17 protein-coding genes are annotated in these 16,480 nt (G+C 71.3%); 8 read left to right on the top strand and 9 right to left on the bottom strand.

Going from position 1 to position 16,480, the window contains the following annotated elements:
- Positions 1 to 128: 128 nt before the first annotated feature.
- The 5 genes from ACFYX0_RS28000 to ACFYX0_RS27980 form a co-directional block, all read right to left on the bottom strand.
- A complete protein-coding gene (locus tag ACFYX0_RS28000) occupies positions 129 to 1,109 on the bottom strand; it encodes an LLM class F420-dependent oxidoreductase (protein ID WP_355907988.1) in 981 nt (326 codons plus the stop codon).
- 44 nt (positions 1,110 to 1,153) lie between these two features.
- A complete protein-coding gene (locus tag ACFYX0_RS27995) occupies positions 1,154 to 1,837 on the bottom strand; it encodes a TenA family protein (protein WP_388974100.1) in 684 nt (227 codons plus the stop codon).
- Positions 1,825 to 2,247, bottom strand: coding sequence for an SCP2 sterol-binding domain-containing protein (locus ACFYX0_RS27990; RefSeq protein WP_388974099.1), 423 nt, complete (start codon positions 2,245 to 2,247; stop codon positions 1,825 to 1,827). The genes ACFYX0_RS27995 and ACFYX0_RS27990 overlap by 13 nt, the downstream gene beginning before the upstream one ends.
- A 70-nt stretch (positions 2,248 to 2,317) precedes the next feature.
- Positions 2,318 to 3,946, bottom strand: a complete 1,629-nt coding sequence (locus tag ACFYX0_RS27985) for an FAD-dependent oxidoreductase (RefSeq protein ID WP_388974097.1) — start codon at positions 3,944 to 3,946, stop codon at positions 2,318 to 2,320.
- Between the two features lie 67 nt (positions 3,947 to 4,013).
- Positions 4,014 to 5,318: a lysine N(6)-hydroxylase/L-ornithine N(5)-oxygenase family protein gene (locus ACFYX0_RS27980; protein WP_388974096.1), complete on the bottom strand. Its 1,305-nt coding sequence runs from the start codon at positions 5,316 to 5,318 to the stop codon at positions 4,014 to 4,016.
- A 315-nt stretch (positions 5,319 to 5,633) separates the two neighbouring features.
- Here ACFYX0_RS27980 and asnB point away from each other — a divergent pair, with 315 nt between their 5' ends.
- A complete protein-coding gene (gene asnB / locus ACFYX0_RS27975; RefSeq protein WP_388974094.1) occupies positions 5,634 to 7,472 on the top strand; it encodes an asparagine synthase (glutamine-hydrolyzing) in 1,839 nt (612 codons plus the stop codon).
- Positions 7,473 to 7,566: 94 nt separating this feature from the next.
- On the opposite strand, the gene ACFYX0_RS27970 is transcribed toward asnB, so the two are convergent.
- The gene (locus ACFYX0_RS27970) at positions 7,567 to 8,277 is read right to left on the bottom strand and encodes a SchA/CurD-like domain-containing protein (RefSeq protein WP_388974093.1); all 711 of its coding nucleotides are present in this window, start codon (positions 8,275 to 8,277) and stop codon (positions 7,567 to 7,569) included.
- Positions 8,278 to 9,650: 1,373 nt separating this feature from the next.
- On the opposite strand from ACFYX0_RS27970, the gene ACFYX0_RS27965 reads away from it, so the two are divergent.
- From ACFYX0_RS27965 to ACFYX0_RS27935, 7 genes are all read left to right on the top strand, one after another.
- Positions 9,651 to 9,980: a TcmI family type II polyketide cyclase gene (locus ACFYX0_RS27965; RefSeq protein WP_311691512.1), complete on the top strand. Its 330-nt coding sequence runs from the start codon at positions 9,651 to 9,653 to the stop codon at positions 9,978 to 9,980.
- Between the two features lie 2 nt (positions 9,981 to 9,982).
- Entirely contained in the window at positions 9,983 to 10,450 is a 468-nt protein-coding gene (locus tag ACFYX0_RS27960) for a DUF1772 domain-containing protein (RefSeq protein ID WP_311691510.1), read from the top strand.
- Between the two features lie 76 nt (positions 10,451 to 10,526).
- Entirely contained in the window at positions 10,527 to 11,564 is a 1,038-nt protein-coding gene (locus tag ACFYX0_RS27955; protein WP_388974091.1) for a methyltransferase, read from the top strand.
- A gap of 58 nt (positions 11,565 to 11,622) precedes the next feature.
- On the top strand, positions 11,623 to 12,372 hold the full coding sequence (locus ACFYX0_RS27950; RefSeq protein ID WP_311691506.1) for an SDR family NAD(P)-dependent oxidoreductase: 750 nt from the start codon (positions 11,623 to 11,625) through the stop codon (positions 12,370 to 12,372).
- A 3-nt stretch (positions 12,373 to 12,375) separates the two neighbouring features.
- A complete protein-coding gene (locus ACFYX0_RS27945; RefSeq protein WP_311691504.1) occupies positions 12,376 to 12,702 on the top strand; it encodes an antibiotic biosynthesis monooxygenase family protein in 327 nt (108 codons plus the stop codon).
- Positions 12,699 to 13,004 (top strand): antibiotic biosynthesis monooxygenase, encoded by a 306-nt coding sequence (locus ACFYX0_RS27940; RefSeq protein ID WP_311691502.1) that lies wholly within the window; start codon positions 12,699 to 12,701, stop codon positions 13,002 to 13,004. The genes ACFYX0_RS27945 and ACFYX0_RS27940 overlap by 4 nt, the downstream gene beginning before the upstream one ends.
- 77 nt (positions 13,005 to 13,081) lie before the next feature.
- Positions 13,082 to 13,351, top strand: coding sequence for a hypothetical protein (locus ACFYX0_RS27935; RefSeq protein ID WP_355908013.1), 270 nt, complete (start codon positions 13,082 to 13,084; stop codon positions 13,349 to 13,351).
- A 145-nt stretch (positions 13,352 to 13,496) separates the two neighbouring features.
- Here the strand turns inward: ACFYX0_RS27935 and ACFYX0_RS27930 are convergent, their stop codons facing one another.
- From ACFYX0_RS27930 to ACFYX0_RS27920, 3 genes are all read right to left on the bottom strand, one after another.
- Entirely contained in the window at positions 13,497 to 14,294 is a 798-nt protein-coding gene (locus tag ACFYX0_RS27930; protein ID WP_355908016.1) for an AfsR/SARP family transcriptional regulator, read from the bottom strand.
- A gap of 236 nt (positions 14,295 to 14,530) precedes the next feature.
- Complete coding sequence (locus ACFYX0_RS27925) at positions 14,531 to 15,874, bottom strand: acyltransferase domain-containing protein (protein WP_388974089.1); 1,344 nt, start codon at positions 15,872 to 15,874, stop codon at positions 14,531 to 14,533.
- A gap of 134 nt (positions 15,875 to 16,008) precedes the next feature.
- Positions 16,009 to 16,446, bottom strand: a complete 438-nt coding sequence (locus ACFYX0_RS27920; RefSeq protein WP_355908022.1) for a cobalamin-dependent protein — start codon at positions 16,444 to 16,446, stop codon at positions 16,009 to 16,011.
- Positions 16,447 to 16,480: the final 34 nt, after the last annotated feature.

Below are 16,480 nucleotides of genomic sequence, written 5' to 3'. Positions count from 1 at the left end.
GCGGCCCCGGCCCCCCGCCGGGGGGGGTGGCCCCCGCGCCGGCCCGGGGGGGGGGTTGCCGGTGCCCCCCCCCCCGGGGGGCGGGGGGGGGCGCCCCCCCCCCCGGCCCCGGTTCCCGTCGGGTGCCGCTACCGCCCCGCCGGGACGATCTTCGCGATCTCGGGCACCACCTCGGCCCACAGGTCGAGCGCGCCCTCCTCCGCCGGGTTCGGCGGTTCCACGATCGCGTGGTCGACCCCCAGCTCCGCGAGCTGGTGGAACCGTTCGATCGCGCCCTTGACGGTGTACGAGCCGTCGGCGCCGTCCTTGGTCAGCGCGCCCGTGCCCAGCGTGGTCCTCTCGATCTCGCCGTACGGCCGGCCCACCTCCTCGCACCGCTCGCGCAGCACCGCGAACTGCTTGCGGATCACCTCGGTCGGCTTGATGTGCGCGTTGCGGCGCATCGGGTGCTGCGGCGGCAGCTCGGCCAGCTTCTCGCGGATCATCTCCGGGTCGGGAAGCTCGTAGACGTTGCAGGCGTCGGCGTACCGCGCCACCAGCCCGAAGGTCTTCTTCGGGCCCTGCCCGCCGATCAGGATCGGCGGGTGCGGGCGCTGCGGCGAGTTCGGCTCGTTCAGGGGCCGCTCCAGGCGGTAGTGCCGGCCCTCGTACGGCTCGGTGGTGCCCGCCCACATGCGCTTCGCGATCAGAACGGCCTCCTCCAGCCGTTCGAAACGCTCCGCCTTCGGTACGACGGGGATGCCGAGGCCGCGCTGCTCCTCCTCGAACCAGGCGGCCCCGATGCCGAAGTACATCCGGCCGCCGGACAGCGCGTCGAGGGTGCTGACGGTCTTCACGAGCACCCCGGGGTGCCGGTTGACGACGCCCGTCACCAGGGTGCCGAGGCGGATGCGGGAGGTCTGCCCGGCGACGAAGCCGAGGGTCGCGTACGCCTCCGGACAGGCGCCCTCGGGCCCGCGGTTGAGCGGGGTCTGGAAGAAGTGGTCCATCACCCAGAAGCTGTCGAAGCCGACCTCCTCGGCGGTGCGGGCGATCCGCCCGAGCACCGGGCCGAGGTTCTCCGGGGAGCCGGGCCAGCTGAAGTTGGTGAGGTTGAGTCCTAGGCGCATGCGCCCCTCCGATCTGCGAGTAGGGCGGCCCGGGAGCCGGACGGTCAGACGGGCCAGTCGAGTCGGTGCAGTGCCGCGTCGAGGAAGGACCACTCGTAGCGCGCGGCGGTCAGGAAATTCCCTGTCAGCCGGTCCCGGTCGTCCGCCGAGACCCGCTCGCCCACCTCGTCGACGACGGTCAGGAACTCCTCCAGCACATCCCGGTAGTCGTCGCCGGGGTGCAGGGCCTTGCCCCAGTCCGCGTAGCGGGCGGTGGGGTCGTGCCGTTCCTTCAGGTCGTCGGCGATGCTCAGATAGAACCAGGAGCAGGGCAGCAGGGCCCCGATCGCCTCGGCGAGCGAGCTCGCTGCGGCCGACGAGAAGAACGAGGTGTAGGCGTGGGTGACCGGGTCGGCCGGTGCCGTGCGCCAGGAGTCGTCCCCGGCGCCGAGCTGGGCCGCCATGATGTCGTAGCCCATCGCCATGGCCTGGCGGGCCTCCAGGGTGCCGACCGCCATCCGGGCCAGCACCATCGCATGCGCGTTGTCATGAGCGAGGGCGGCGGTGCGGGCGAGGGCGCGGCCGTAGGCCGGCAACAGGAAGTCGGCGTCCTGGCGGGCGAAGTGGAGCAGCGCGGCTCCGTCCAGCGTGCCGTCCCGGAGCCCGGCGAAGAACGGGTGGTCCTTGATCTTCTCCAGCAACGGGGCGGCGGCGGACTCGAGTTCGGTGCGCAGCATCAGTCGAACCACTCGCCCTGCTTCATACCGAAGAACGCGTTGCCGCGCAGCTTCAGCTTGCCGGTGATGAACGCCTTCTGGCCGCTGAGCTTCCCGGTGGCCAGGTACAGCATGTCGACCAGTTTGATGCCGATGACGACGTCGGCGCCCTCCCGCACACCGTGCCCGACGGCGCAGGTGTCGTTCTCGACGTGCAGGTAGTACTCCTTGGTCCCCTCGGCGGTGGCCACCTCGTACTGGAAGGTGCCCTTCTCGCCGCCCGCCTTGGCGGGGTTGAAGGTGGAGGCCAGCTTCTCGTAGACGGTGCCGAGGGCCGCGGCGACCCCACCGGGCCGCTCCGAGAGCAGCTTCTCCAGGTCGTCCTTGGGGGTGGAGTCGACGAACGTGACGAGTTCAGCGAACCGTGTGGCCAGGTCGGACATGGCGAATCTCCTTGGGAGCCGGGTGGAAGGGTGACAGGTTTGACGGGTGCGTTCTTCGGTGGGGCGCCGGCTATCGCTCGACGGCCAGCACCCGGGACAGTGCGTCGGTGAGCCGGTCGTCAGCGTCGGTGGCGTCCGTGCCGCGCCAGGCGACGAATCCGTCGGGGCGCACCAGCACGGCGCCGTCCTCCTTGACGCCGTGCCGGCCGGCCCAGTGGCCGAGGGAGTCGTGGACGTCCCTGCCCATCCGGTGCAGATCGAGGTCGACGCCGAGGGTCTCGCGGGCCCGGGCCGCCGCGGCTTCCCAGGCCTCGCCCGCCGCTCCGGCGACCAGGGTGAAGCGCGGGCCGTACAGGTCGAGGGTGGACACGGTCTCACCGGCGCGCTCCAGCGGCAGATGCGGGGCGCGAGTGCCGGGCAGGGCGGTGAGCAGGTGCGGCGGGTAGGCGGGGCGGTCGTCGTCGTCCTCCGGGAGGACGGCTGCCGAGCGGTACCGGTAGCCGAGGATCACCGACCACCAGTCGTGGACCTGGACGCCGCCGACGTCGGCCGCCTTGTTGCCGGTGCGGCCCACCATCTGCGCCATGGCCTGCTCCATGGTGAACTCCGAGACCGGCCGGCGCTCGGCGTCGTAGGAGGCGAGGAGCTCCTCGCTCGCGTCGCCGCGCAGCACTGCGGCCAGCTTCCAGGCGAGGTTGTGGGCGTCCTGGATGCCGGTGCTGCCGCCGAACGCGCCGGTCGGTGGCACGATCCGGGCGGCGTCGCCCGCCAGGAAGACCCGCCCCTCGGCGAAGCGCTCGGCACAGTGCGCGCCGATGACGAACGGCAGCACCGTGGTTCCGTCGCTGGGCAGTTGGGGGATGAGACGGCCGGTGAGCTCCGGGAGGCCCACGGCCTGGCGGAACAGCTCCAGACAGCGCTCCTCGGGGTAGTCCTCGACGGTCTCCCCCCGGTCGGGGTGGTAGGGCACGCCGAAGCACCAGCGCTTCACGCCGTCGTGCGGGAAGATGACCGAGCCCTTCTCGGGCTTGTCGAGGTAGGCGAAGCCGAAGCGGCGGCCGCCCAGGACCGCGTCGATGTCGGCCTCGACGACCATGGACAGGGTGTGCAGCAGGATGCCCGGGCCCTCGACGGGTATGCCGAGCGCGTGCCGCATCGGGCTGCGCTGGCCGTCGGCGGCGATCGCGTACGCGGCGCGTACGGTACGGCGCTCGCCGGTGCCGCGGTCGCGCAGCACGGCCGTGACACCGTCCGCGTCCTGGGTCAGCTCCTCGCACTCGGTGTTGAAGCGGATCACGGCGCCCAGCTCGGCGGCCCGGCCGTGCAGCGCGATCTCCAGCCGGTCCTGGTCGATGGGGCACCACTCACAAGGGCTCGCGCCCTCCGCCTCACCGGTCGCCAGGTCCACGAAGTCGTGGTCGTGGCTGGCGAGGGACTCGGCGACGAGCATCCGGGAGGAGTCCGCGTCGGAGGCGACGATGCCCTCGCCGCGCTGGGCGAACAGGGTCTTTTCCAGGCCGACTTGGCGGAACAGCTCGACGGACCGGGCGTTGATCCCGCGGGCCCGGGGGTGGATCAGGGTCTCGGCGTGCCGTTCCACGAGCAGGGGCCGCATTCCGTGCCAGGCCAGGAACACCGCGGCCGAGAGGCCGACCATGCCCCCGCCGACGACGAGGACCTGGGTCCGTTCGTCCTGCATCTGCTTTTCCTCCAAGGGGTGTTGAGTGCTCGGGAGGGTCGTGCGCGGGCGTCGGGGCGTGCGGCCTTCACGCCCAGAGCGTCTGCACCTGCTCGTCGCGGATGGGGAACGCCTCGCGTTCCAGCAGGGAGTTGAGGATTGCCGCGCTGCGCACCGACAGCAGGCTGAGGTTCGGGTCGGCCACTCCGTGGCTGGGCTGGGCGCGGTTCTGCACGAAGACCTTGTGTCGGTCGGCGTGCTTCCAGCGCAGCGAGTAGTCGGCTTCGACGTACGGCTCCTCGCCGGGCTCCAGGTCGAGCACCTCCGGTGCGAGGGGCAGCGGTGCGGGGCGACGCCCGGTGGCGAGGACGACATGACGGGCGGTGTGCCGCTCGTGCCCGCCGGCCGCCCGGTGGCAGCGCAGCACCACCAGGTCGTCCTGGTGCCCGGCCTCCACGACGTCCCGCCCGGGGAGCATCATCACCGGGGACCGGCCCTCGCTCAGCCAGGTCTCGTAGTTCGCCTGGTAGAGCTCCTGAAGGGTGGACATCGACACACCGTCGCTGGTGAGGATCTGTTCGGCGACGTACCGCTCGCGGACCTGGCCGGGCAGCGCCTGGAAGTGACGCAGATAGGCCGGGCGGAAGAAGTCGTTGGCGGGCGGCGAGTCGTCCAGCGGCGCGAACCAGGGGCGGCGGCCGATCCAGCGGATCTCCCGCAGTCCGTAGCTGAGCAGCGCGAGGACCGCCTCGGCACCGGTCTGGCCCCCGCCGACGACGACCGCGGGCTCGTACGGTGCGCAGCGGCAGGTCTCGAAGTGCTCGCCGATCTCCTCCGCGAGCAGCACGCCGGGGATGGAACGGTCCCGGAAGCAGTCGGGGACATGGGGCCGGGTGCCGGTGCCGACGACGAGGTGGTCACTGGTGGCCACCGGGCCGTCCTCGTCGCACAGCACGAATCCCTCGCCCGCCCCGGCGAACCGGACGTCCCTGATGTCCACGCCGTAGCGGATGTTCGTCAACTGCTCGGCGGCCCAGGACAGATAGCGGTCGTACTCCAGCCGCGGGATCGCGTCGAACTGCGCGTTCAGGAAGGCGTAGACGCGGCCGGTGGTGACCAGGTAGTTCAGGAAGGACAGACGGTTGCGGGGGTCGACCAGGGTGGTCAAATCCTTGATCCACGAAGTCTGGAGGCGGACCCCCGGGTGCATCAGACCGGGGTGCCAGGCATGGGCCGGGCGCCGGTCGAAGAGCACCACGTCGTGGGGCAGGACGTCCTCGGCCAGGGCCGCGAGGCTCAGGTTGGCCGGGCCGGCACCGATCGCGGCGACCCGGTGGTGCGGGACGCCGTGCGGCGCGGGGCGGTTCGGCGCGTGAGCGGAAGTCGACACCATGGACGGACACCTCTCCGTACGGACCGATGTGCCCACAGCGTGGCCGGGGCCGGTGGTGCAGGAATCGAGAACGTCTGAGAGCGGGGCGAGCGCGCGCGGCGCGCGGCCCGCGGGGCGTCGTCAACCGGAACCCGCCGCAGGCGTCCCGGCCGGCGCCCGGGCCCCGTGTCTCGTTCAGACGTGCTCGACCCGCCTCCCAGGGGCCGAATCCACACTGTGCGGGTATCGCCCCGCCTCGGGTCGCAGGGCCGGCCGTGTGCCGGGTCCTCCCCGGGCCGGGCGTCCCACCAGGCCTCTCGCGACAAGGAGTTCCGCATGAGCGGTATCGCCGGCTGGATCGACTTCGGCTCCGGCCCCGGACACACCCGGTCGGTGCTGGACGCGATGGCCGCCACCACGAGCCGGGACGTCCCCGCCGAGCTGCACACCTGGCGCGGGACCCGCGCGGCGTCCGCCGCCGCGCCCGGCGGCACCGCCGAACAGCGGGCGGCCGCGGCCGTCGAGGGCGACGGCCCGGACGTGGGCGTCGTCTTCGACGGGGTGCTCCACGACATCGCCCCGCTGCGCGCCACGCTCGCCGCACACGGCCACCGCCCCCGCCACGGCATCGACGCGGAGGCCGCGCTGCACGCCTATCTCGTCTGGGGCGACGACTGTGCCGCGCACCTCGACGGCGCGTTCGCGTTCGCCGTGTTCGACTTCCGGCGCGACCGCCTGCTGCTGGTCCGCGACCGGCTCGGCATCCGCCCGCTGCACTACGCCCGGCTGAACGGCGCGGTGTACTTCGCGTCGGAGCCCAAGGCGCTCCTCGCCGGCTCCCTGCTGGAGCCGGTCCTCGACGCCGACGGGCTGCGCGAGCTGTTCTCCCAGGCCAAGACGCCGGGCGCGAGCGTCTTCCGGGGCATCGCCGAGGTGCGGCCCGGCCATCTGCTCGACGCCACCGGGGGCGGGGTCGTCGAACGGCCGTACTGGACGCTCCAGGCCCGCGCTCACACCGACGACCCGGAGACCACGGTCGCCACGGTCCGCTCCCTGCTCGCCGACAGCGTCGGCCGGGCCGTCTCGGGCGACGCCCTCCCGGTCTCGCTGCTCTCCGGCGGACTGGACTCCGGTGCGATCACCGCCCTCGCCGCCCATGCCCTGGGGGACCGGGGCCAGCTGCGCACCGCGACCGCGACGTTCATCGGCTATGCGGAGAACTTCCGCCCGGACAACGTACGCACCACCCCGGACGCCCCGTACGCGGCCGAGGTCGCCCGCCATCTCGGCTCCGACCACACCGACGTCGTGCTCGGCACGGCGGACCTGCTCGATCCGCGGCTGCGCAGGGCGGTGCTGCGGGCTCAGGACCGGCCGACCCCGTTCGCCGAGATGGACGTGGCCGGGCTGCTCATCTTCCGGGCGGCCCGGGAGCACTCCCCCGTCGCGCTCTCCGGCGAGGGCGCCGACGAGATCTTCGGCGGCTTCACCGGAATGAGCGAGCCGGAGGCGGCGGGCCCCGAGCAGTTCCCGTGGGTGGCGTACGAGCGCTCCCACGAGGCGTCCCGGCACGGCCTCGGGCTCGGTCTGTTCGACCGGGGACTGCTGGGGAAACTGGACCTGCCCGCCTACGGCGCCGACCGCTACCGCCAGGCCGTGGCCGAAGTGCCCCGGCTGGACGGCGAGAGCGACCGCGACCGGCGGCTGCGGGAGGTCTGCCATCTGTACCTCGTACGGTGGCTTCCCCGGCTCCTGGACCGCGACGACCGGCTCAGCCGGGCCGCCGGTCTTCAGGTGCGGATGCCGTTCTGCGACCACCGGCTGGCGGAGTATCTCTTCAACGTGCCGTGGGAACTGAAGACCTGCGGCGGTCGGGAGAAGAGCCTGCTGCGGTCCGCGGTGGGCGAGTTGCTGCCCAGGTCGGTGGTGGAGCGCCGCAAGAGCCCGTTCCCGGTGAACCAGGACCCCGCGTACACCCATGTGCTGCGGCGCGAGCTGACCCGGGTGCTGGACGATCCCGGCTCGCCCGTGGCGCCGCTGCTCGACCCGGTGGCCGCCCGGGCGGCGGCGGCCGAGGCGCGCGGCGGGGCGCACTGGCTGACCCGCACGAACATCGAGATGGCCCTGCAACTGCACCTGTGGCTCACCGAGTACGGAGTCCGGCTCGCCCTGTGACACGGTACGGCCCTTCGGCCGCGCACGGCACAGCCGACCGCCCGTCGCCATGGTTCTCCGCGACGGGCGGTCGGGACGCTCGGGCCGCGGGTCCTTATGAGACGTCCGCGGAGAGCATCTGCAGGCGCCGCATGGTTGCCGCGCCGAACTCCTCGGGCCCCGTCGCGTCCCGCCGGTCGGCGAGGTACGGCAGCAGGCCCTCCTGGGTCTGTGCGGCGACGCCGCTGGCGGTCAACTGCTCGACCACGGGGCCGAGTTCGCCCTCGTACTGCACCGCCCACACCAGGTAGTCGTCCTTGACGAAGGCGGCCGACGCGAGCAGCGGGCCTGCGGCCCCGTCGAAGAGCGTGCCCTGGGCCTTCTCGAAGACCTCGCCGAGCGCGTCGTCCTGGCCGGGGGTGACGCGGTAGGTCCACGCGGCCAGCTGTGCCGAGCGCTCGGCCCGGGCCTCCTGGAAGACGCACTGCATCAGGGCGTTCTGGAAGTACTCCCGGAACCCCTCCACCGTCTGTGTGTCGCGCGGCTGCTGGAGATACGGCGAGAGCCGGCGCTCCGCCTCCTTCACGCCCTCCTGAGCACCCATGTGCGGGCCGATCTGGCGCAGGTCGCCCTCGAACTGCACCACCCGGGTCATGAACTCGCCCTGGATGAACAGCCCGGTGGAGACGTTGCGGCCGGCCGCCCGGCCCTGTTCGTCGCGGTACTCGGCGGAGTCGGCCCGCTTGAAGTTCCGCTCGGAGAAGATGTCGGCGATCTCCTCCTCGTGGCCCGTCCGGACCTTGTAGCTGATCGCGATGAAAGCCATGACGCTCCCTGTCCGCCGGTGGGCTTGTCTGTGACGGATCGTGCAGCCGCCCGGTCCACGCCCGATCGGAAACGTCTGAAGCCGGGCCGCTCCGCTCCGGAACACCGGGGCCCCGCGGAGTCCCTGCCGGGAGGCGAGAGGCCCTTGTCGGCTGGGGAGGCCGAAGGACGGCGAGGCATCGGCCGCATCAGGCGGCTGGGAGACGCCTTGGGCGGCTGGGGAACGGCCAAGGCAGTTGAAGGTCGTGAATGCGGATTTGTCGGTGCCAATGCGATGTGAAGGTCGTCAAAACCGGTCGACTGGCGGCGAAGACGGCAAGTGCACGGCGAAGGCGGTCGGACGCCGCCAGGGACTGCCGGGCCCGGCAGCGAGACCGAAGGACGGCTGGACGGTCGCGCGATGCGCCATGGACGGTTGATGGCCTGATTAGGCGGCTGGACAACGTCCAAGGCGATCGATGCCTGGCGCAGACGGCCGGGGCACGACAGGAGGCGGGGCGCCGAGACAGCGGTACTCGGCCGGGGAGGTCGAGGGACGGCAAGACGGTGAGGGGGATGGGTCAGACGGCTGGGGGATGGCTTGGACGGTCGAGGGACGCCTTTGCCGGGTGCTGCGCGGCGAAGACGCCTTGTGGGCGGCAAAAGCGATCGGCGAACCGCGAGGCAGCCGTGGAACGGCCTTGGCCGGCCGACGGCATGCGGGAAGCGGACGCGCGGACAGCCGGAGAAGCCGAAGGACGGCCAGATGGCCGGGGGAGGCGGGCACGCGGCCGGCGGATGACTTGAACGGTTGTCGGACGGCAGGACGGAAGAGCGACCCCATTGCCAGAGATCTTCTGGCAATGACATCCAAATCATGGCATCGACGACCGAGGGCCGGCCATGGCGGCCGCAGGACGGCCTGCGGGGGTGGCAGCCAGAGTCCGAGCGTCGGGCGGCAAAACGGTCGGGGGATGCCCTCCAGACGGTCGGAGGACGGCTTGGGCGGCGCTCTGTCGGCATTGACGTCGGACGACGTCATAGCCGATCAACTGACGGCGAAGACGGCCGGGGCGCGGCATGGGCGCAGCCCGGCTGCAAGGACAGCCGGAGGCGGTCTGGGGACGGTCAGGAGTCTGTCGGTCGGGCGAGGCGGCGCCATCAACACACCCCGGGCACCCGAGCCACACCCCTACCCGCCGCCGTCCCCCACCCTCACAGCCTCAGGCCCTACAAGTCGCTTCAGACGGTCTTGAGAACCCTTGGACTTCGCGTTGTCACGATGGCGCCCGACCACAGCCGGGGCCTCGCGCCTTGACCGCTCGGCCCGCCGGCCACGGCGCTCCGGGGACCGGTCGCCGACCGACGCCGCGGGCCTGCAGAGGGAGACCGCCCATGGAACACACCGACCGGACGCTCATCGTCGCCCGAATGGACCCGGCCGACGCCCCCGCGGTGGCGAAGATATTCGCCGAGTCGGACGCGTCGGATCTGCCGCACCTCATCGGCGCCAGGCGGCGCACCCTGTTCCGCTTCCACGATCTGTACTTCCACCTCGTGGAGTCGGACCAGGACATCCAGCCGGACCTCTACAAGGCCCGCAGCCACCCGCTCTACCAGGACATCCACGAGAAGCTGGCCCAGTACATGCGCCCCTACGACCCGGCCTGGGCGGAGCCCAAGGACGCGATGGCGCAGCCGTTCTACACCTGGCGGCGGGACTGACCGTGGGCGTCGTACGCGTGCTGCTCCCCTTCGCCCTGATGGGCAACGGCCTCGCGGCGGGCGGGATGATGATCGCGGTCCTGGGCGGGGCGCCACTGCTGCTGTCCCTGCCGACGGAACGGTACGTGCCCACGCACCAGTTCATGGTGACCCGCTTCGACCCGTTCATGCCCGCGTGCATGCTCACCGCGCTCGTGTGCGACGTGGCGCTCGCTTTCGCGGCGCCCACGGCGCGCGCGAGCACTCTGTTCACGCTCTCCGCGCTGCTGCTGGTCGGCGCGATCGTCGTCTCGCTGACCAAGAACGTGCCGATCAACCGCTGGATCGCCACGGTGGACCCCGGTCGGCTGCCCGCGAACTGGGAGCAACTCGACCCCCGGGTGCGGTGGAGCAACTGGAACCGGGTGCGGACCGCGCTGGTGGTGTGCTCCCTCGCGGTTCTCGTCGCCGTCACCGGCACCCTCCTCTGACATCCCTCCCGAAGGACCTCCCGGGGTCCGTCAACGGCCTCTCAGAAAGGGCTGATCGCCCATGAGCGTGGCACCCATGACCGGTGGACCTCCCGATCCGGAGTCGCTGCCCGCCCCGGTACGGCTCGTCCTGCTGACCAACGGGCGACGGGTCTCCGAGGTGCTGTACGTGCTGGCGGAACTGCGGATCGCCGACCATCTCGCCGACGGGCCGCTGGAGGTGGAGCGCCTCGCCGAGAAGACCGGCACCCATGCCGACTCCCTGTACCGGGTGCTGCGCTGCGCCGCGGCGTTCGGGGTGGTCGCCGAGGAGCCCGGCCGGCGCTTCGCCGAGACGGACCTCACGGTGGGCCTGCGCAGCGACATCCCGTTCAGCGTGCGCGACCTGGTGCTGTACAACAGCTCCGAGTCGGTGCGCCTGCCGTACGGCGAGATCCTGCACACGGTCCGCACCGGGGAACCGTCGTTCGAGCATGTCTTCGGGCAGGGATTCTTCGCGTACCTCGGAGGCCATCCGGAGGCGGGCGGTCTGTTCGACCGGGCGATGACCCAGATGAGCCGCTCGACCACGCATCTGTTCCTGTCGCAGTACGACTTCTCGCGCTTCGCCAGCATCGCGGACATCGGGGGCGGTCGCGGGTACTTCCTCGGTGCCGTCCTGCAGAACGTGCCGGGGGCCCGCGGTCTGCTCTTCGACCAGCCCTCCGTGGTCGCCGGGGCGCCCGAGCACCTCGCCGAGGCGGGGGTCGCCGACCGGGTCGAGGTGGTGCCCGGTGACTTCTTCGGGCCGCTGCCCGCCGGTTGCGACGCGTATCTGCTCAAGCAGGTCCTGCACGACTGGGGCGCCGAGGACGCCGTACGCATCCTGCGAGGCGTCCGTACCGCGATCGGGGACCGGTCCGAGGCCCGGCTGATCGTCCTCGACCATGTGCTGGCCCCGCCGAACCAGTGGGACCAGGGCAAGTTCCTCGATCTCGACATGATGCTCCGCTTCGGCGGGCGTGAGCGGACCCTGCACGAGTGGCGGGAGCTGCTCACCGCCGCCGGCTTCGACCTGGTCAACGAGCCCGTCCAGGGCCGGTGGACGGTCCTGGAGTGCCGTCCCGTCCCGTGACCGGGCGCCGTACGGCGTCCGACGACCCCGCACCGACCATCACGAGAAAGGCATCACCATGGACGTCGATCTGACCGGAAAGAGGGTGCTCGTCACCGGCGGCACCCGCGGGATCGGCCGCGGCATCGTCCTGGCGTTCGCGCGGGCCGGCGCCAAGGTCGTCACCTGCTACCGCAGCGACAGCGAGGCGGTCGAGGGCCTGGTCAAGGAACTCGCCGCCATCGGCGGCGACCACCACGTCCTCAAGGCGGACGTCAGCGACCCGGAGGCCGTGGCGCGGCTCGTCGACGAGACGGAGGCGCGGCTCGGCGCGCTGGACGTGCTGGTCAACAACGCCGGGGTGATCAGCCATGTGCCGTTCGCGGAGCTTCCGCTGGACGAGTGGCGGCGGGTGATCGACACCAATCTGACCGCGCCCTTCCTGGTGATCCAGAAGGCGCTGCCGCTGCTGAAGGAGGGCTCCTCGATCATCACCGTCGGCTCGCGCGCCGCCGTCGTCGGCATCCCGCTGCGCGCCCACTACACGGCGGCCAAGGCCGGACTGATCGGCCTGACCCGCTCGCTGATGAAGGAGCTGGGCCCGAAGGGCATCCGGGTCAATCTGGTCGCCCCGGGTGTCATCGAGACCGAGGAGTTCGAGAAGGCGTCCCCGGAGGAGCTGGAGCGCGTCCAGACCCGCTACCGGGGCCTGACCGGCATGGGCCGGCTGGGCCGCCCCGACGAGATCGCCGGTGCCGTGCTGTTCCTGGCGAGCGATCTGTCGGCGTACGTCACCGGCGAGACGCTCCACGTCGACGGGGGGATCTGAGCCATGGCGACCGGAAGCTTCCGGGTCCTGCTGCGGGCCGAGATCAAGCCCGGTATGGCGGAGGACTTCGAGCGCACCTGGCTGGACGTGGGGACCGGGGTCACCGGGCACCCCGCCAATCTGGGCCAGTGGCTGATGCGGAGCGACGAGGACGAGCACGTCTACTACATCCTCAGCGAGTGGGTGGACGAGCCCAGCTTCCGCGAGTTCGAGCAGAGCGACCAGCACCTGGAGCACCGCACCAGGCTGCACCCGTACCGTTCCGGCGGTGCCATGTGGACCATGACGGTGGTGCACGCGCTGGACAAGCCGCGGGCGGTGACCGGGTGAGCGACCGGATCCGCATCCTGCTGTTCTGCCGGGCGCCCGCCGAGGGACCGGAGGTCATCGAGCGGGCGTACCACGAGATCAGCAAGACCCTCGCGGACACCCCGGGGCTGCTCGGCAACGAGCTGCTGCACTCGCTGATCGAGGACGACGCGTTCGCGGTGATGAGCGAGTGGGAGAGCTTCGAAGCCTTCCACGCCTGGGACGAGGGCCCCGAGCACAAGGGCCAGACGGCTGGACTGCGGCCCTACCAGGACCGTACCCGCCGCCCCTGGGACATGTACGCGGTCCGCGCGACCTACTGAGAACTCCCCGCTCCCGGGGCGGAGGTGATGACTCGTCACCCCGCCCCGGCTTCCGCACGTCCATCGGAGGACCTGCCATGCTGCCGATCCCCGGCCCTCGCCGGCTGGTGCGCGCCCTGCGGAGCGTGGGGCGGACCGCCGTCGACGGGCTGATCATGCTCGGGGCGTACCACGGCGCGGTGCCGCCCGCCCATCTCGCGGCTCTGATCAGCAAGGCTTCCCGCGTACGACGCGGCCACCGGGCCCCCTTGCGGCCGGCCCCCGCACCGCTGTGGGCGCCGCCGCCCGACACCCTGCTCACCGAGGCCGAACGCCGGGCCTGGGAGCTCCTGGTGGAACGGTTCTGACGGGGTACGAGCACGCCAGAAGGCCCGCGCCTGGGACGGCGGCGGGCCTTCGCGTCTGCAGGGGTGTCTCGTGCGGGGCACGAGCGGCGTGGGGACGTTGCCGTGCTGCGGCGGATCGTGCGTGAGCGAGTGAGCGATCTACGGTTCAGCGGACGGAGGGGTAGACGCGGTCTATCCCGTACCAGCTCGTCGGCTCGCAGTTGAGTATGTCCCTCTGGACCTGCTGTATCTCGTGGTTGGGCTCAAGACCGAGCTCCTCCTGAAGGACGTGACGGTAGCGGTGGAAGGTCTCCAGGGCCTCGCCCCGCCGGGACGACAGATGCAGAGCGATCATTAATCGGCTCTGGAACCACTCATGGAGGGGATGGGCGACCGTGAGCGACTTCAGCTCGGAGACGAGTTCCCGGTGGCGGCCGATCCGCAGGTCGGCGTCGATCCGTAGCTCCAGGGCGTTCATCCGCTCCTCCTCCAGATACGCCGCGTGCCCCTCGAGCACGGGGCCGCTACGGACGCCTCCGAATACCGGCCCCTGCCACAGGGACAGTGCCCGGTGGAGAAGATCGGAGGCCCTTTCCGGACGATGCTCTTCCAGGGCGCGTCGGCCTTGACCCAGCAGGGTTCGGAAGCGTACTAGGTCGACTTTTTCGGGGTCCACGTTCAGCACATATCCGGAAGGGTCGGTTCGGGTTCGAATCATTCCTTCCCGATCACGGCCGTCGGCCCCCAGGGATTTGCGCAACTGATAGACATACGTCTGAAGGGTCGCCATCGCGGTGGGCGGCGGGTTGTGCTGCCAGAGCTCCTCGGCCAGCGTCTCCGTGAGTACCAGCTTGTTGGCGCGCAGCAGCAGAGTCGCCAGCACTCTGCGCAGTTTGGGTGCACTGGGAGTGCAGTCGACGTCCCCTTCTCTGGCCATCAGCGTGCCCAACACCGCGAACTCCATGTTTCCCCCATCCGGATTGGATGATCCATTCCCGACACTGAGCCGCACTCAACTTCCGCGGGACGTGCCGTGTTCACAGCAGCGGTAACGGGATTCATGAACGTTGAACCACATTTCCTGACGAAAAGCAGACATAGAAGAGCGCTACCGTCCGGTAACCACAGAGATTCGACTCCGCAGGCTATCCATACGGAAAACGACCGCTCAAGAGGGCCTGAGTAAAGGGAGGAAGTACTTCAAACCGGCAGTCGGAATTTTGCCATGGCGTTAACCGCCCGCCAGTCGAGGGAGTGCCCCTCCGTCCACAGCCGGGCCGCGGCCCAGAGGGCCTCCTCGCGATCCGCGCTCCCGGTGGCGTCTCCTCTCGCGGGCAGCAGGGCGACCGCGTCGCTGTCGCCCCGCGCGACCGCGGGATGGCGCAGGGCCAGAGTGGTCAGGGCCCGGCCGGGGCCGGCCTCGACCAGCAGGACCTCGTCGTCGGAGAGCAGGGTGTCGAGGGCCGGTCCGAAGAACACCGGGTCGGACATCTGACGCGCCCAGAACCGCGGCCGGGTCGCCTCCTCCTCGCCCACCCGGGCCCCGGTGGCCGACGAGTAGAGCGGTACGACGGGCGGCGTCAACCGCACGTCCGAGAAGGCCGGTTCGAACAGCTCGGCCGCGACCAGCGCGTGCGGGGTGTGGAAGGGCTGGGGGATGCGGGCGCGCCGGGCGAGGAAGCCGTCCGCACGCAACCTCCGCTCCACCTCGGCGAGTTGCCCCTCGGGGGCGCCCAGCACCGTCTGCCGTGGCCCGTTGACCACCGCCACGCTCACCTCGCCCACCGCGTAGGGGGCGAGTTCCTGGACGGATGCGGCGACGGCGAGCAGTCCGCCGGCCGGAACCGGCGCGTAGGTGTGGGACCGCGCGGCCATCAGCCGGGACCCGTCGTCCGCCCCGAGCACACCCGAGACGGTGGCCGCCGCGAGCTCGCCGATGCTGTGCCCGAGCAGGGCCGTCGGCCTCGGGCCCCAGCTCTCCACCATCCGGGCCAGCGCCAGGCCGACCGCGTACAGCAGCGGCTGGCCCAGCTCGCCGGAGTCGATGGAGACGCTCGGGTCCTCGGCGAGCCACTCCTCGGTCAGCGGCTTGCCCCCGGCGGCCTCGTATCCGGCGAAGAACTCGTCCATGGCCGCGGTGAACGCGGGGTCGCGGCGGTACAGCCCGGCCCCCATCCGGGGCTGCTGGGAGCCATGACCCGGGAAGAGCAGGGCGATGGGGCGTGGCCCGGAGCCGCGGCGGGTGCGGGCTTCCGAACGGGCCGAGCGCAGCAGGGCGACCGCGCGCTCGGCGTCCCGCGCCACCACCGCGCCGCGCACGGTGTGGTGCGAGGTACGGGCTCCGCCGAAGCGGCGGACCGTCGCGTCGGCGGTGTCGCCGAACTTCTCGGGCGCCGTCTTCTGCAACCAGGCGGCGAGTTCCTCCCGGAGGACCGTTTCTCCCTTCTCGTCCGGCGCCGACCAGATGAACAGCCGTGGCTCGGCGGCGCCCGAGGACTCCGCCGCGCCACCGCCACGCTCCGCCCGACCCCCGAGGTGCTTCATCTGGCCCGTGCCTCCCGTCGGTGTACGTCTCGCTCCGGTGCCCGGATGGATGCGGATGCGGACGCGGATCCGGTCCGGACCGGCCAGGCAGCTCGATCGAAACACCGTTGTCTGGAAGCGTTCTAAAGGCCATCTCAGGCCATCGCGATACCTTCGGTAATGGCGGAAGCCTCCTGGGCGGCGCGTCGCGCGACCCCGTCCCTGATCGTCTGCGCGATGGTGACCAGCTCACTTCCCGGTCCGAAGATCTCGTGCACCCCGGCCGCGCGCAACACCTCCGCATCGGCGGAGGGCACAATTCCGCCAAGGACGACCAGCACGTCGTGCAGTCCGGAGGAACGCAGTCCGGCCAGGATGGGCGGCACGGTCGTCAGATGGTTGCCCGACAGGCTCGACAGCCCGAGCACCTGGGCGTCCTCGGTCAGCACGGTCCGTACGATCTGCTCGGCCGTCTGGTTGCCGACGTAGACGACCTCCATGCCCTGCTGCACCAGATAGCGGCTGACGACCATGGTCCCCCGGTAGTGGGAGTCGAGGCCGGGCTTGGCCATCACGACGCGAATGCGGTCCACTTGGCTCTCCTCATATGGCTGCGGAACGCCGGTG

The sequence above is a fragment of the Streptomyces sp. NPDC002573 genome (assembly GCF_042889625.1).
Lineage (GTDB): Bacteria > Actinomycetota > Actinomycetes > Streptomycetales > Streptomycetaceae > Streptomyces > Streptomyces gibsoniae.
This window is presented reverse-complemented; position numbering and strand designations above follow the sequence as displayed.